Origin of the sequence: Streptomyces prunicolor NBRC 13075, assembly GCF_000367365.1 — a bacterium.
Classification (GTDB): domain Bacteria; phylum Actinomycetota; class Actinomycetes; order Streptomycetales; family Streptomycetaceae; genus Streptomyces; species Streptomyces prunicolor.
Genome location: NZ_BARF01000038.1, coordinates 19,743 through 34,495 on the forward strand (window position 1 = coordinate 19,743; position 14,753 = coordinate 34,495).

Annotated in this window: 12 protein-coding genes; 5 read left to right on the forward strand and 7 right to left on the reverse strand. The window is 67.9% G+C overall.

Annotated elements, in window-relative coordinates:
* Window positions 1-135: 135 nt before the first annotated feature.
* From SPR02S_RS55865 to SPR02S_RS17400, 5 genes are all read left to right on the forward strand, one after another.
* Window positions 136-6,279, forward strand: a complete 6,144-nt coding sequence (locus SPR02S_RS55865) for a DNRLRE domain-containing protein (protein ID WP_245607573.1) — start codon at window positions 136-138, stop codon at window positions 6,277-6,279.
* 968 nt (window positions 6,280-7,247) lie between these two features.
* Window positions 7,248-7,712, forward strand: a complete 465-nt coding sequence (locus SPR02S_RS63140) for a hypothetical protein (RefSeq protein ID WP_158697838.1) — start codon at window positions 7,248-7,250, stop codon at window positions 7,710-7,712.
* 781 nt (window positions 7,713-8,493) lie between these two features.
* Window positions 8,494-8,904: a helix-turn-helix transcriptional regulator gene (locus SPR02S_RS17390; protein ID WP_019058262.1), complete on the forward strand. Its 411-nt coding sequence runs from the start codon at window positions 8,494-8,496 to the stop codon at window positions 8,902-8,904.
* Window positions 8,905-8,914: 10 nt separating this feature from the next.
* On the forward strand, window positions 8,915-9,331 hold the full coding sequence (locus SPR02S_RS17395) for a VOC family protein (protein ID WP_019058263.1): 417 nt from the start codon (window positions 8,915-8,917) through the stop codon (window positions 9,329-9,331).
* 106 nt (window positions 9,332-9,437) lie between these two features.
* Complete coding sequence (locus tag SPR02S_RS17400; RefSeq protein ID WP_019058264.1) at window positions 9,438-10,190, forward strand: VOC family protein; 753 nt, start codon at window positions 9,438-9,440, stop codon at window positions 10,188-10,190.
* Here the strand turns inward: SPR02S_RS17400 and SPR02S_RS17405 are convergent.
* From SPR02S_RS17405 to SPR02S_RS17435, 7 genes are all read right to left on the reverse strand, one after another.
* On the reverse strand, window positions 10,177-10,407 hold the full coding sequence (locus SPR02S_RS17405) for a hypothetical protein (protein ID WP_019058265.1): 231 nt from the start codon (window positions 10,405-10,407) through the stop codon (window positions 10,177-10,179). The two genes, SPR02S_RS17400 and SPR02S_RS17405, sit on opposite strands and share 14 nt — an antisense overlap.
* Entirely contained in the window at window positions 10,395-10,754 is a 360-nt protein-coding gene (locus SPR02S_RS64885) for a DUF952 domain-containing protein (RefSeq protein ID WP_019058266.1), read from the reverse strand. Before SPR02S_RS64885 ends, SPR02S_RS17405 begins: the two co-directional genes overlap by 13 nt.
* Before the next feature lie 9 nt (window positions 10,755-10,763).
* The gene (locus SPR02S_RS17415) at window positions 10,764-11,981 is read right to left on the reverse strand and encodes an RNA polymerase sigma factor (protein ID WP_019058267.1); all 1,218 of its coding nucleotides are present in this window, start codon (window positions 11,979-11,981) and stop codon (window positions 10,764-10,766) included.
* 5 nt (window positions 11,982-11,986) lie between these two features.
* On the reverse strand, window positions 11,987-12,400 hold the full coding sequence (locus SPR02S_RS17420) for a YciI family protein (protein WP_019058268.1): 414 nt from the start codon (window positions 12,398-12,400) through the stop codon (window positions 11,987-11,989).
* Between the two features lie 85 nt (window positions 12,401-12,485).
* The gene (locus SPR02S_RS55870; protein WP_043258339.1) at window positions 12,486-12,683 is read right to left on the reverse strand and encodes a hypothetical protein; all 198 of its coding nucleotides are present in this window, start codon (window positions 12,681-12,683) and stop codon (window positions 12,486-12,488) included.
* Window positions 12,684-12,687: 4 nt separating this feature from the next.
* The gene (locus tag SPR02S_RS17430) at window positions 12,688-13,293 is read right to left on the reverse strand and encodes a GNAT family N-acetyltransferase (protein ID WP_019058270.1); all 606 of its coding nucleotides are present in this window, start codon (window positions 13,291-13,293) and stop codon (window positions 12,688-12,690) included.
* A gap of 295 nt (window positions 13,294-13,588) precedes the next feature.
* A complete protein-coding gene (locus SPR02S_RS17435; RefSeq protein ID WP_026150636.1) occupies window positions 13,589-14,677 on the reverse strand; it encodes a family 2 encapsulin nanocompartment cargo protein polyprenyl transferase in 1,089 nt (362 codons plus the stop codon).
* Window positions 14,678-14,753 lie beyond the last annotated feature (76 nt).

A 14,753-nucleotide genomic window follows, 5' to 3' on the forward strand; every position in this document is an offset into this window, starting at 1 on the left:
GAGGCGCGTGTGAAGATCCCGTGCGGCGCGGAGAGGAAACCGCGCCAGTGAGGAGTTCGCATGTCACCTCTCTTCCGCAGAACCACACGGCACAGACCCGTCGGCTCGGAACAGCCCTATCTGAGAACTCCGTCCTTGCGCCGTCTGCGCCCGGTCGCAGCGGCGTTAACACTGCTCATGGCCGTCGAAGCGGCTGTGGTCATCGACTCCACAGGTGAGGCTTTCGCCCTCTCCCACGAAGCACGGGGTACCCAGGCGTCCAGCAAGAAGCCCAAGAACCTGGGCCCCGCGACCGCCGGTTCGGAAGCTGCTGCGCGGTTGAAAGCAAGGATCCAGAAGCGCCGGATCGAAGTCACCGACGCGCGTACGGAGACGTCGACAACATATGTAAACCCCGATGGCACGGTCACTGAGAAGGCATACGCCGGACCGATCCGTTTCAAGGGCGATGACGGCAAGTGGCAAAATGTCGACCCTTCCTTGGAACGAACCACCGATGGATCGATCAGAGCCAAGGGACATCCCCACGGGCTAACCCTCGCGGGTAAGCAGGCGGCTCCGAAGGGCCTGAAGACCGCCGGCAGCAAGGGCGCATCGGCCGCAGTGCCGCTGGCAACGATGGAGGACCGTGCAGGCAGGCAGCTGCAACTCGGCTGGTACGGCGCGCTGCCGGAGCCCACGATCGAGGGGGCCGATGACACGGTCGCCCGGTACAAGGACGCGTTGCCCGCCACCGACCTGCTCATCGAGTCGACGCGAACGGGCTATGAGCAGTTCCTAGAGTTGAAGGATCGTTCCGCCGTCGATGCCAACGGCCAGGTCAGCTACAGCCTCAAGGCCAAGGGTCTGACCGCAAAGGCGCATGAGGACGGGTCGGTCACCTTCACCGACGCCAAGGGCAAGACCGCGGGGGTTTTGCCGTCGCCGGTGATGTGGGATGCGCAGACCGACAAGAACTCGGGGGAGCACACCCACACCGCGAACGTCGGGGTGAAAGTCGCACAGGACGGCGACACAGTCGCCATCACCTTGACCCCGGACGCCGATTTCCTTGCGGACGAGAAGACCCAGTTTCCGGTCACGATCGACCCGTCCATCAACGTCGGCGCCAGCTTCGACACTTTCGTCGAGCAGGGCTACACCACCGACGAGTCGGCCGCGACCGAGCTGAAGATCGGCAACAACGGCTCCAGTCAGGTGGCCCGTTCGTTCTTGTCGTTCCCGATGAAGAACATCACCGGGAAGCAGATCACCGCGGCGAAGTTGAACCTGTACGAGTTCCACTCCTGGTCGTGCACGGCCAAGGGCTGGGACGTGTACGGCACGGGCGCGGCCTCCACCAGCACGCGCTGGACGAGCCAGCCGAGCTGGGGCACGACAAAGTACGCCACCAGCACGCAGACCAAGGGCTACTCCAGCTCCTGCAACGACGGCTGGGTCAACGCGGACGTCACCTCGCTGGTCAAGGTGTGGGCCGGCAACGGCAACAGCACCAACAACTTGGGGCTGCAGGCTTCCGACGAGACCGATCCGTATGGATGGAAGCGGTTCAACTCCGGCAACGCGGCCTCCAACACGCCGTACGTGTCGGTGACGTACAACTCAATCCCGGACGTTCCCACCCTGATATCCCCGGCCGACAAGGGTGCCACCAACGACACCACGCCGACTCTGTCGGCGAAGGCGCTGGACGGCGACGGCTCGCAGGTCACGCTCGACTACGAGGTCTGGGCCTCCAACGGCACCTCCGCGCTGCAGTCCGGCTCCAGCAGCAGCGTTGCCTCCGGCGCGACGGCCACCTTTACGCCGACGGCGCTGGCGCAGGGCACCTACAAGTGGCGCTCGCGCTCCTCGGACGGCTCGGCGAACAGCGCCTGGTCGGGCTTCCGCACCCTCACGGTCGACACAACGGCCCCGGCGACGACAACGGCCTCCTCGACCGACTTCCCGGCCGGACAGTGGTCGGGCACGCCGGACGCCAATGGGGACTTCACTGGCTCTTTCACCTTCACCCCGCCGAGCAGCGATGTGAACCAAGTCCAGTGGAACCTGGATGGCGGCACCTGGCAGTCGGTGGCCACCACCGGCTCCGCGGTCACCACCAAGCCGGTCTTCCGCGCGGGCAAGCACACCCTGACCGCGCGTACCAAGGACGCGGCGGGCAACGTCTCCGCCTCCACGAGCTACACCTTCTACGCCGGCTCCGGCGCCGCGCTGCTCACCCCCAGCAACGGGGACCGTCCAGCCCGCCGCACCGGGCTGACGGGCCAGGGCAAGACCAGCGACACTGGCGTGCGCTACCAGTACCGCCGAGGTGAGACCGACACCTGGCAGGACATCCCGGTCGCCGATGTCCGCCGCAAGGCCGACGGCTCGACGCCGACCGCATGGCCAGTGAACGTCACCAGCGGCGCCGCCGAAGCGCTTACCTGGAACGTCACCGACACCCTCAGCGAAGACGGCCCCGTGGATGTCCGCGCGGTGTTCACCGACGGAAGCACAACCGACGCCTCCCCCGCGAGCACCATCACGGTGGACCGCAACGCCGGCCAGGCGCCCAGCGAGGACGCCGGCCCCGGCAGCCTGAACACACTCACCGGTGACTTCGGTCTGTCGGCCACAGACGGCTCGGCCTTCGGCCTGACGGTCACACGTTCCTTCTCCTCCCGCCGCCCATCCAACGGCACACAGCAGGAGGGCCAGACTGCGATCTTCGGGCCCCAGTGGACCGCCGGTACTGTCGCCGAGCTTTCCGAGAGCACCTGGGCCTACGTACGCAAGACCTCGGCCACCTCAGTAGCGCTCGTCGATGTCGACGGCGAGGAGGTAGGTTTCACCGCAACCCAGGGCGGCGGCTGGAAGCCGGAAACCGGCTCGGAGGATCTGACGCTGAGCGGCGCGCTTACGAGTTCCTTCACGTTGAAGGACACCGAAGGCACCACCACCACGTTCGCCAAGGTGAGTTCGGCGGCCACGACGTGGCAGGTGTCGACCACGTACCTGCCCACCGACAACTCCACCACCAAGGTGATATCGGAAAAGGACCCGAACAGCCCGGACACCAAACCTCTATCCCGCCCCAAGTACGTCATCGCCCCGACCTCGGCGGCGCCGCAGTCGACGTGTGAAACGGCACCGTCGACCAAGGGATGCCGGATGCTGGAGTACGTCTACGCGACCTCCACCACGGCCACATCCAGCGTATTGGGCGACTACAGTGGGGAGGTCAAGCAGATCCGTCTGTGGGCCACCGACCCGGGCGCCTCGGCTGCCGCGGCCACAACCATCTCCCAGTACTCCTACGACGACCAGGGCCGCTTGCGCGAGCAGTGGGATCCGCGTATCTCCCCGGCGCTGAAGACAGCTTACGCCTACGACAGTGCCGGTCGCGTGACCACGCTCACGCCGCCGGGCGAACTGCCGTGGACGTTCGAGTACGGCAAGGCCGGCAGCAATGCGGTAGCCGGCGACGGCATGCTGCTGTCGGCTTCCCGCCCGACCCTGACGGCGGGCACGAAGGACACGCAGGACGGCGCCAAGGCCACCACCTCGCTCGTCTACGACGTGCCGCTGTCCGGCGACAAGGCTCCCAACCAGGTCTCGCCCGGCGATGCCGCCACATGGGGCCAGACCGACGCCCCGACGGACGCCACCGCGGTCTTCCCCGCCGACCAGGTCCCTCTCTCCCACACCGGAAGCGACCTGGGCGCGGCCGACTACGACAAGGCGACCGTCACCTACACCAACGACTCCGGGCGCGAGGTCAACACCGGCCTGCCCGGACGGCACCTGACCACAAAGCAGTACGACCGGTTCGGCAACACCACCTTCGAACTGACCGCCACCAACCGCGAACTGGCTCTGGGCAGCGCGGACTACCAGGCCAACACGCAGAGCCAACTCAACATCCTCTCCGCATCTCCGGCTGAGCGGGCCCGCCTGCTCGGCACCGTCTCGGTCTACTCGGCCGACGGCAAGCGGGAGCTGGAGGAGGCCGGCCCACTGCACCTGGTCACCCTCACCCACGCCCTCGCGGGTGACACGGACAGCCCCGACCTCCCGGCCGGAGTCCAGGTCGCCGCGCGCGAGCACACCGTCAACAGCTATGACGAAGGCCGACCCACCGACGGCTCCGCCACGGTGACCGACCAGGTGACCACCACCAAAGTGGGCGCCGCGATCGACGGCTACCCGACGGACGGGGACGTGCGCACCACGGCCACCGTCTACGACTGGGTCAAGGGCCTGCCCAGCAGCGAAATCACCGACCCGAACGGGCTCAAGCTGACCAAGACCACCAGCTACGACACCCAGGGCCGGATCACCAAGACCACGCTGCCGAAGTCCACCGGTTCGGACGCCGGGGCCACGGTGACCAGCTACTGGGCGGCCACCGGAACCGGCACGTGTAACGGACGTCCGGAATGGGCTGACCTGGTCTGCTCCACGGGTCCGGCCGGTGCGATCACCGGGGGCGGTTCCAATCCGACCGAGCTGCCGTTCAAAACCACGGAGTACGACCGCTGGGGCAACCCGGCCAAGGTCACCGAGACGGCCAACAGCGTCACCCGCACCACGGCCAACACCTACGATGCCGCAGGCCGTTTGAAGCAAACCCAGGTCACGGGCGGTGTCGGTACGGCAGTTCCTGCCCAGACCACCACCTATGACTCGGCAAGCGGCGACGTGGCGACCGTCTCCAACGGCACCGCCACCATCACCCACACCACCGACGTGCTCGGTCGGGAGATCGCCTACGACGACGGTGCGGGCAACGTCACGCGCACCGAGTACGACAACCGCGACCGCAAGATCCGGGTCACCGACTCGGCCACGTCCACGGTCACCTACGACTACGACAACCCCGCCGGCCTACCCAGCCGCATCCACGACTCGGTGATGGGCACCATCGGCGATGTCACCGGCTCCTACGACTCAGACGGCCGCCTGTACAAGGAGGTGCTGCCGTGGAACATGAACGTCGAGTTCGACCTCGACCCCACTGGCAGTGAGACGTCCCGCTACTGGCACTGGGAGTCGGGCTGGACGGTCCGGGGTGAGTCCACCAGCCAGAACATCCACGATCAGGTCGTCAGCCGCACCACCTACACCGGTGGCGGCGCCTACCAGGAGTACACCTACGACGCTGCGGGCCGCCTGGCCAAGGTGGACGACTCTCAGGCCGGCGTCACCACTCACCGGGCGTACGCCTTCGACGACAACACCAACCGCACGTCCCTGACCACCACCATCGACGACGTCGACGGAGGCGATCCCACCACCAACACCGTCAACTCGGCCTACGACAGTGCCGACCGGTTGATCGCCGATGGCACCGTCTACGACGCCCTCGGCCGCGCCACCGCAGCGAGCGACGGTTCGCAGAACGGCTACTACGCCAACGATCTCGTCCGACAGATCACCGCGAACTCCGAGCGCACGACCTGGGGCTTGGACGCTGCCCAACGCCTCGCCTCCTCGACCACCGAGGAGCAGGCAGAGGACGGTACCTGGGGCACGCCCGTCACCGCGACCAACCACTACGGTGACGACAGCGACAACCCGGACTGGACCGCAGAGGACAACGGGACCATCAGCCGCAGCCTCGAAGACCTGGCCGGCAACCTGATCGCCACCACCAGTGCGACAGGCAACGTCGTCCTGCAACTGTCCAACCTGCACGGCGACATAGCCACACAGATCCCGCTGGTGGACAACACCACCCCGGTGGTCAACAGCTACGACGAGTACGGCAACCCGTTGCCCGGCACCGACCCCGCCCGCTACGGCTGGCTCGGCGGCAAGCAGCGTTCCTCCGAAACGCCCAGCGGAGTGACCCTCATGGGCGTGCGCCTGTACAACGCCAGGAGTGGACTCTTCCTGTCGACGGACCCCGTCCCAGGAGGCAACGCCACCGGTTACAACTACGTCTACGGCGACCCGGTCAACAAGTACGACGTCAGCGGCAAGTACTGCGAGTGGTGGAAGCACAAGTCCTGCAAGAAGAAGAAAAGGAAGCCGTGGTACGGAAAGCGTAAATCCCGCTGGAGCGTGCGCCACTGGTTCGGAAGAAGGATCCGCGGTACCGTCTTCTGGGGTTCTCGGTGGGGCGGTGTTGGACTGGTCGGCGGAAGCTTCGGCGGCTGTCTGTACGGAGCCTTTTTCGGCCCGATGGGATGCGTCGCAGGTGGAGTCGCCGGTGGCGGATACGGGGGATTCTACGGATCAAGTTTTGGAGGAATCTACGGATTCTTCCGCGGATCGAGAAGTTGGTTCTAGTGGACATATTCCGCAAGATGGTGAGCGGACTTGACTCCGCCCTTCCCGTTCCCCTCCAATACGCTCTCGTCGGTGTATTTGGTGGGCTGGTCTGGACAGTCTCCAGTCACATGCAGGGGAGCCGCCTCGTAACATCCTTCGGCCTTTTCTTCGTCGGATTCGGAATCGGCCTTCTCTTCCACCTGATCGTGCGACAAATTGGCCGTTGACGCCTCCTTGGCGACTGACTGCTGATTCCGGAGGCGTCGAAATGCGAGCTCTTGGCGCAGCTCGACGTCTCCGGTAAGATCACTTGCGGATTTCCATGGATCGGATGAATCAGCCTCTGCCACGTCGCTGACAGCTCACCTTCGGCAGGCAAGGTCATTCGAGCACATCGCTGATCTTCGAGACTGCATCTGGGCTCGCTGCAAGAAGTGTCCGTCCGTAGCAGGCTTCCGTTCACCTCGGACAAACCAAAAAGCGCCACCAAAGGAGTGCCCCCGTGCCCGCCACCCTGCGGTGACAATGGGGGCACTCAATCATTAAAAGACGCTTGCGACGAAGCATCTGCGCCAGAATCCCGTGGGGTGCCATGCCGGGCGCGGATCCGCGATCGCGAGAAACACCGGCGCCTGCACTTCCGCGATGGGCCACCTTGCGCGGCCTGAGCGAAGCTACGCTTCTCTGCCAGCTGGACGACCGACGAAGTCGCCAGCGACAGTGAAGGCAACAAGGCACCCCATGATTGCCAGGAAGCCAGCAACTCGCCGAACAACCACTCGGGGCTGGCCGAAAATTCGACTCATGACAAAAAAGGGCAAGCTGCGGCAAAAAGCGACTTCAGGTTAACGAAGCCAGCGAACTGAGAAAACGCTTTACGCTACACTTTAGACATCGCGCGACTACTGCACCACCAGCCGTGGCACGGCACGGCTGGATACCCAGAGGCATTCATTCCCTACCACGGCCCTTCCGGGAGCACATCGATGCGCCGACGTCGTAACCGTGAGCAGCCTCACGAACCTTTCACTCCGACCACCTCAGGTGCGATTGCGATCGCAATTCAAGAAATAGTCACCGTTATAGAGATTCTTGAGCACGCCCATTCTCAAATCACCGAGTTGAGCGACGCAAGCAACGAAACAATCTCCAGCGCCAGCGGATCCACCCTGATACCGTCACTCTACGCGCGGGCCGGACTGGCCTCAATTAATGGGCGCCACGATATCCCATTACTCGCCAGCGAGATTAGTCTACTTGAGGCAGCAGTAATTAATCTGGAATCCTATGATGGAAACGAGACCGTACTGTGCGCCGGCTACGAATTGCTGGATAACTTTACCTATCGCCGAAGGAATGCCGATCCTCTATCTAGCGTGCACGGAATATTGACATTCGCTGGTGAGGCGGGAGATACGGCCAGTGGACCAGCAACTCCTTCCCTAGCATGACGGCGAGAACCAGGCGGTCCGCATGCTTACTGGATGAGTCCCTGCCGTCGCGGCACCGGTTACCGGGAAAGTGCCAGCGTGACACTCTCCTCTTCGGTGCCCATAATTCATGGATCGAATAGCGCCTAGTTGGCGACCTGATACTTCGGATCCTCTCTTCTCGAACATTCCGCGACTCTCGGCCAGTCCCACTTTCCAGCCGTCTCCAATAGGGCGACGCATCCAATGGCGGTTGGCGCGTTGCACAATTCTGAAGGTGCCGCCATGGCTACCATTCGCGCGGTCACGGGAGAGAAGGTTACCGAGTGATGGCGAAGGCGCCCGGCTGCTCCACATGCAACAGCAGGCCGGACCAACAAGTTCCTGGACAGGGAGGACGGGCCGGGCGATGGCTTCTGGGACATAACCATGGACGCGAGTTGCGCACCTCTTCCCTGACCGAGAGTACGACCGACCGATGCCTCCGCGTCGCAGTCTCGGGCGAGCCGCAGTCCGCACACAGTCCGCAAGACACCCAATCAAGACCGTCGCACCCCATCGCCACCAATCGCCAAAAGGCCAGGTCAGTGCCCCACAAGAAACATCCCCGCAGGTCACCAACCTGGCCCATTACTAGGAGACCAAGAAGGCCTGACACCCAGTCGGCCTGTCCCGACCGACCGGCGATCGGTGCACCATCGACGGTCAGTGGGTTTGGGGAAGGGGCTCCGTCGGTTCACCGGCGGAGCCCCTTCGTCGTTCCCGCCCCGACAACCGCAGCCCCCGTGCCATCCTGGACGACGTGAACCGCGACGACCTCGTACGGCTGCGCCAGGCCCGTGACCGCATGAACCGCGAGTACGCCGAACCGCTCGACATGGCCTCGATCGCCCGCACCGCGCTGATGTCCCCGGGCCACTTCCAGCGCAGCTTCCGCGCCGCGTACGGGGAGACGCCGTACAGCTATCTCATGACCCGGCGGATAGAGCGGGCGAAGGCCCTCCTCCGGCGCGGCGACCTCAGTGTGACCGAGGTGTGCATGGCCGTCGGCTGTACGTCGCTGGGCTCCTTCAGCTCCCGATTCACCGAGCTGGTCGGCGAGACCCCGAGCGCCTACCGCGCCCGTTCCCACGAGGCGGGCGCGGTGATCCCGTCCTGCGTGGCCCGCACTTTCACCCGCCCGAACCGGGCGGGACCGCCGCTCCGCCCCTAGCCTGATGCCCATGGATCTCAAACTCCGCCAGTGCTTCATCGCCGTCGACGACCACGACAAGGCGCTCGCCTTCTACTGCGACGTCCTGGAGCTGGAAATCCGTAACGACGTCGGTTTCGAGGGCATGCGGTGGGTGACCGTGGGGTCGCCGTTGCAGCCGGACGTGGAGATCGTCCTGGAGCCGCCGGCCGCGAACCCGGACGCCTCCCCCGCCGACAAGCAGGCCATGGCCGAACTCCTCGCCAAGGGCACCCTGCGCGGGGTCAACTTCACCACCGCCGACCTCGACACCCTCTACGCCCGAGTCCAGGAGTCCGGCGCCGAGGTGATCCAGGAGCCGACGGACCAGCCGTACGGCGTCCGCGACTGCGCGTTCCGCGATCCGGCCGGGAACATGCTGCGGTTCATGGAGCGGAGCGGGGACTGACAGGTGGAGCTGACAAGTGGGGCTGAAAGACGGGGCGGACAGCGGAACGGACAGGTGGGGCTGAAATTCTCACGGCGGGTCGCGGCCTCCCGCCTACGATCACGCCATGAGCACCCCCGCCGGCATCCGCTGGACCTACGCCTTCGTCGACCGCCCGCTCGGTCTCCTCGAACCCGCCCGCGCCTTCTGGACGGCCGTCACGGACACCCGGCTGTCCGAACTCCGCGGTGAACAAGGGGAGTTCGTCACCCTGCTGTCCGACAGCACCGACGCCTGCGTGAAGGTCCAGGGCGTCGAGGCCGGTCCGGGCGGCGCGCATCTCGACTTCTCCGTCGAGGACGTACCGGCGTTCGTGGACTCCGCGCTGCGACTCGGCGCGGAGACCGTCGCCGAGCACGACGGCCGGGCCGTACTCCGGTCCCCCGCAGGGCAGTTGTTCTGCGCCGTCCCCTGGCACGGCGAGTCCGTACGACCGCCCGTCGTGGCCGGCACCCGCCTCGACCAGGTCTCCCTCGACCTCGGGCCCGGCTCCTACGACGCCGAAGTCGCCTTCTGGAGCGCCCTGTTGCCCGACTGGGCCTCGCTGTCGGGTGCGCTCCCGGAGTTCCATGTGCTCAAGCCACCGCCCGGCCTGCCGATCCGGATCCTGCTCCAACGCCTCGGCGAGGAACGCCCCGCCGCCGCCCATCTCGACCTGGCCTGCGCGGACATCGACGCGGCGAGGGAACGGCACGAGCAGCTGGGCGCGACGGTCGTCTCCCACGGCAAGCACTGGACGGTGATGCGTGACCCGGCGGGCGGCGTCTACTGCCTGACCGGGCGCGACCCGGAGACCGGCGGGCTCCCTAGCCGCCCCTGACGCAGACGACGATCACCCGGGGGTCGTCGTACCGCGAGTCCGTCGGCCTCGGGCAGGCGCTCGCCGTGTCCTGATTCTCCTGCCGCTGCCAGTGCGCCCCGCCGGGCGCCCGCGCGTCGCCGGAGTCCCGCAACGACAGCGTGAGCCCGCCCCCGACGGCCACCGCGACCACCCACGCGACCAGGACCCGCCGCCATAACCGGCTCAAGCCGTCCACGCCTCCACCTCCACCACCGCGCCCACCGGAATCGCCCCGTACACATGCGGGAACTCCTCCCCACCCGGCTCCGGCGCCTCATACTTCAGCGGTACGCCGAGCCGCCCCGGGTCCACGACCAGGACCACCAGCTCGTCGGGGCCGTCGTAGGAACCGTACAAAAACGTTGCCACGCGCGAGAGTTGGGAACGGGTCGAGCAGTGGATGAAACCCTCCTGCTGGAGGGTGCGGCCACGGGTCGACCACTCGTAACTCCCCCGCTCGCGGGCCGCGTCCCACAGGGCGCGCTCGGTGATGTGGAGGATGGGGGCAGGACTGGGGGCTGTGGTGGGTTCGTCTTCCGGCATGGGATCACGCTACGGCCCGAGCCGTGCCGCCCGCGCCCGCAGGTATCGCTGCTCGGGCAGGCTGAGGGTCCTGGCCGCCGCCGACTCGTAGGCGGCCCGGGCCGCGGTGAACTCGCCGGCCCGTTCCAGGAGGTGGCCGCGGACCGCGTCGGGGCGGTGGCCCTCCCCCAACTCGTCGGCCAGTAGCTCCAGTTCGGCCAGGCCCGCGTGCGGACCGTCGACCATGGCGACGGCGACGGCCCGGTTGAGGCGTTCGACGGGGCCGGGGACCAGGCGCACCAGCACCTCGTACAGGCCGAGGATCTCGTGCCAGTCCGTCGCCCGCGCCGACGGCGCCTCGTCGTGTACGGCGGCGATCGCCGCGCGCAACTGGTAGGGCCCCGCGGGCCCTTGGGACAGCGCCCGGGTGACGAGGGCGACACCCTCCTCGATCGCCGCCCGGTCCCAGCGGTCGCGGTCCTGTTCGTCGAGGGGGACGAGTTCGCCGTGCGGGCCGGTGCGGGCGGCTCGGCGGGCGTCGGTGAGCAGCATCAGCGCCAGGAGCCCGGCCACCTCTCCGGCCTCGGGGAGCAGTTGGTGCACGGCGCGGGTCAACCGGATTGCCTCGCCCGCGAGTTCGCGCCGCGTGAGACTCGGGCCGGACGTCGCCGTATAGCCCTCGTTGAAGATCAGGTACAGCGTGTGGAGGACGGCCGGCAGCCGCTCGGCCCAGTTGTCCGGCCGTCCGAAGCGCACGCCCCGTACCTTCGCCTTCGCCCGGCTGATCCGCTGCGCCATCGTCGCCTCGGGCACGAGGTACGCCCGGGCGATCTCCGCCGTCGTCAGTCCGCCGACCGCCCGCAGGGTGAGCGCGATCTGCGCGGTCGGGGTCAACTCCGGGTGGCAGCACAGGAAAAGCAGGGAGAGGGTGTCGTCCTCGCGCGGCGGCTCGGCCGTGTACGGCTCCCGGGGCTCGAGTGCCGCCGCCTTCTCCTCCCGTGCCCGCCGCGCCTCCTCGGCACGCAGCGCGTCCGTCAGCCGCCGCGAGGCGACCCGGATCAGCCAGCCGCGCGGATTCTCCGGCACACCGCGCTCCGGCCACTGCCGGGCCGCCGCGAGCAGCGCCTCCTGAACGGCGTCCTCGGCGGTGTCGAAATGGCCGTACCTGCGCACGAGCGCGCCGAGGACCTGCGGCGCGTGTCGGCGCAGCAGGTCCTCGATGCCGGTGGTGCCGGTGGTGTCCCGCATACGGCTCAGATGTCCCCGCCGCCGTCCCCGATGGGGCGGATCACCACCGCGCGGTTGGCGGCACCCTCGGGCAGGGGGCAGCGGGTGACGCGGTCGGCGATCTCCGTGACGCGCTCCAGGCTCGCGCACTCCAGGACCCAGTAGCCGGCCATCAGCTCCTTGGTCTCGCTGTACGGCCCGTCGGTGATCACTGCCTTGCCGTCCGCGCCCAGCGCCACCAGCCGGGTCCGCGCCGGCTCGGTCAGCCCCTGCGCGTCGATCAGCTCACCCGTCTCGGACAGGTCGTCGTTGATGGCTCCCATGTGGGCGAACATGGCCTGCATCTCGGCCTCGCTCCAGGCCGGGGAACCGGGGGTGGGCTTGCCCTGCATGCCGTCGTAGTCCGCCTGTGTGCCCTGCACCATGACCAGGTACTTCATGAGTCCGCTCCTTCGGCTCGTGCCACCCGTGCCGGGCGGCTGTCACAGGAGACATCGGAGCCGGGCCGGGATTCTCGACACGGGTTCAGGATTCTTTCGGGCCGGATTCGGCCCCGGGCTCCTCTTTGGGCCCGGCGCCCTCGCCGACGTACGCCTCGCAGTCGGGGTTCCGGCACGGGCCGGCCACCCACTTCGGTACCCATGCGCCGAGCGTCTTGTACCGCCGCACGACGGTGGCCACCGGCTGTCCGCAGTCGGGACAGGTGTGCTCTTCTCTGCCCATGTACTCAGCCTAGGACCGTGCGGGGCTCGCGCCACATCGGATACATGCGCGGGCCTTCCGGGAGGTCGAGGGTGCTGTCGGTGAAGGTGTAGCCGAGCCGCTCGTACAGCTTGGTGCTGCGTTCGCTGCTCGCCTCCAGGTACGCGGGCAGGCCCTCGCGGTCGCAGCGCTCCAGGACGTGCCGGATGAGCGCGGCGCCGAGCCCCTCGCCCTGCCGGCCCGGCGCCACGGCGATCATCCACAGATATTCGTGGGCCTGGCCGGCGGGATGTCCCTCCGCCATGAGCCGGGCGATCGTCTCGACCCGCTCGTTGTCGGGATCCACCAACTCCCGCAGCTCTACGGCCTCGTCCTCGCCGCTCTCCGCATGCGCCTCGCCCGGCACCGACAGCCACAGCGCGCACGCCGCGCCGTCCTCGGCGAGGTCGATACGGCCGTCGGCGAACACCGCGTCGGTGAAGGCGGCCATCAGCTTGTGGTGGGTCGTACGGCGGTACTCGGCGTCGGGGAAGATCCAGCCGCTCACCGGATCGTCCTGAAAGGCCTCGTCCAACAGCCGGACGACCAGCTCTCTGTCGCCCTCGCCCGCCGCCCGTATCGCCACGCCCATGTTCCGCCCCTTAGCTCTCAACCGCCGTCACTTGAAAGGGTGTTGAGACTAGCGGGACTTACGGGCGAGTGAGCCGAAGGGGCGCGTCGTTGTCGAGAGGGCGAGCGCGCGGAGGCCCGAAGGGTCGAGCACGGTCGGCCTCTCGACAACGACTTTGGCGCCCCGGAGGCGAACCGAGCCACAAATAAAGGGGTGCGGGCCCCGCGCACCGTGGGGATGCGCGGGACCCGTCTGTCCGGAGCCCCGGTTGCCGTGCGGGGTCAGGACCGCACGGTTCCGTCAGGCTCCGGAGTCATCAACTGCTGCGCCGGGTCACGAACTCGGCCAGCGCGAGGAGACCGCCCGCGTCCTGCGGGTCCGGGATCGCCCGGGCCAGTTCCTGGACGGCGCGCGCCATATGGTCGGCCGCCTGGTCCTGCGCCCAGTCCCGGCCGCCCGCCCGCTCGACGGCGAGCGCGGTGCGCTCCAACTCCCCTTCCTCGTACGGCAGTCCGTACAGCTCCGCGAGTTCCACGGCCGCCGGCGTGCCCGAGGTGAGGGCGGCGACCACGGGCAGGGACTTCTTGCGGACGGCGAGGTCGGCACCGGCCGGTTTGCCGGTGCGGGCGGGGTCGCCCCATATGCCGATGACGTCGTCGATCAGCTGGAAGGCGAGCCCGGCCTGGCGGCCGAACGCGTCCAGCGCCTCGACGTCCTCGGCGGACGCCCCCGCGTACAGCGCGCCCACCGCGCAGGCGCAGCCGAGCAGCGCGCCGGTCTTGGCCTCGGCCATGGCGAGCACCTCGTCGAGGGTGACCTCGCCGGGGGCGCGCTGTTCCATGGCGGTGTCCGTGTGCTGGCCCTCGCACAGTTCGATGACGCAGTCCGCGAGCCGGGCGGCGGCGGCCGGGGACGCGGGGTGCGGGTCCGCGGCGAGCAGTCGCAGGGCCAGCGCCTGGAGGGTGTCCCCGGCGAGGATCGCGTCGGCGTCGCCGAACACGGTCCACGCGGTGGGCCGGTGTCTGCGGGTGGTGTCCCGGTCCATCACGTCGTCGTGCAGCAACGTGAAGTTGTGGACCAGTTCCACCGCCGCGGCGGCCCGCAGCGCGCCCGTCCGTGCCCGCTCGCCGCCGAGAGCGCCGGCGGCGGCCAGGACGAGGGCGGGGCGGATCGCCTTGCCGGCGTTGCCCGCCGCCGGTGTGCCGTCCGCGTGCTCCCACCCGAAGTGGTAGAGCGCGATCCGGCGCATCGAGCCGGGCAGCGAGTCGATCGCCGAGCGCAGCTCGGGGTCGACGGACGCCCTGGCCCCCTCCAGGAACACCGCCGCCTCGTGCCCCTCGGACGGCGGTGTCGGTGCCGGTGTCCCGCCGGCGGGCTGTTTCGTCTCCGTCCCGAGCTCGGCCATGGGGTCCCCCTCGGAGAGTCCGCGGACGGTGACTTGGGGTGTACCCGCCCTTGCGGGCGGGAACACCGCGTCCAGC

Coding starts and splice junctions, on each gene's coding strand:
- SPR02S_RS63140 (WP_158697838.1), top strand. CDS start 7,248: ATGCGCCGACGTCGTAACCGTGAGCAGCCTCACGAACCTTTCACTCCG.
- SPR02S_RS17395 (WP_019058263.1), top strand. CDS start 8,915: ATGGATCTCAAACTCCGCCAGTGCTTCATCGCCGTCGACGACCACGAC.
- SPR02S_RS17400 (WP_019058264.1), top strand. CDS start 9,438: ATGAGCACCCCCGCCGGCATCCGCTGGACCTACGCCTTCGTCGACCGC.
- SPR02S_RS64885 (WP_019058266.1), bottom strand. CDS start 10,754: ATGCCGGAAGACGAACCCACCACAGCCCCCAGTCCTGCCCCCATCCTC.
- SPR02S_RS17415 (WP_019058267.1), bottom strand. CDS start 11,981: ATGCGGGACACCACCGGCACCACCGGCATCGAGGACCTGCTGCGCCGA.
- SPR02S_RS17420 (WP_019058268.1), bottom strand. CDS start 12,400: ATGAAGTACCTGGTCATGGTGCAGGGCACACAGGCGGACTACGACGGC.
- SPR02S_RS55870 (WP_043258339.1), bottom strand. CDS start 12,683: ATGGGCAGAGAAGAGCACACCTGTCCCGACTGCGGACAGCCGGTGGCC.
- SPR02S_RS17430 (WP_019058270.1), bottom strand. CDS start 13,293: ATGGGCGTGGCGATACGGGCGGCGGGCGAGGGCGACAGAGAGCTGGTC.
- SPR02S_RS17435 (WP_026150636.1), bottom strand. CDS start 14,677: ATGGCCGAGCTCGGGACGGAGACGAAACAGCCCGCCGGCGGGACACCG.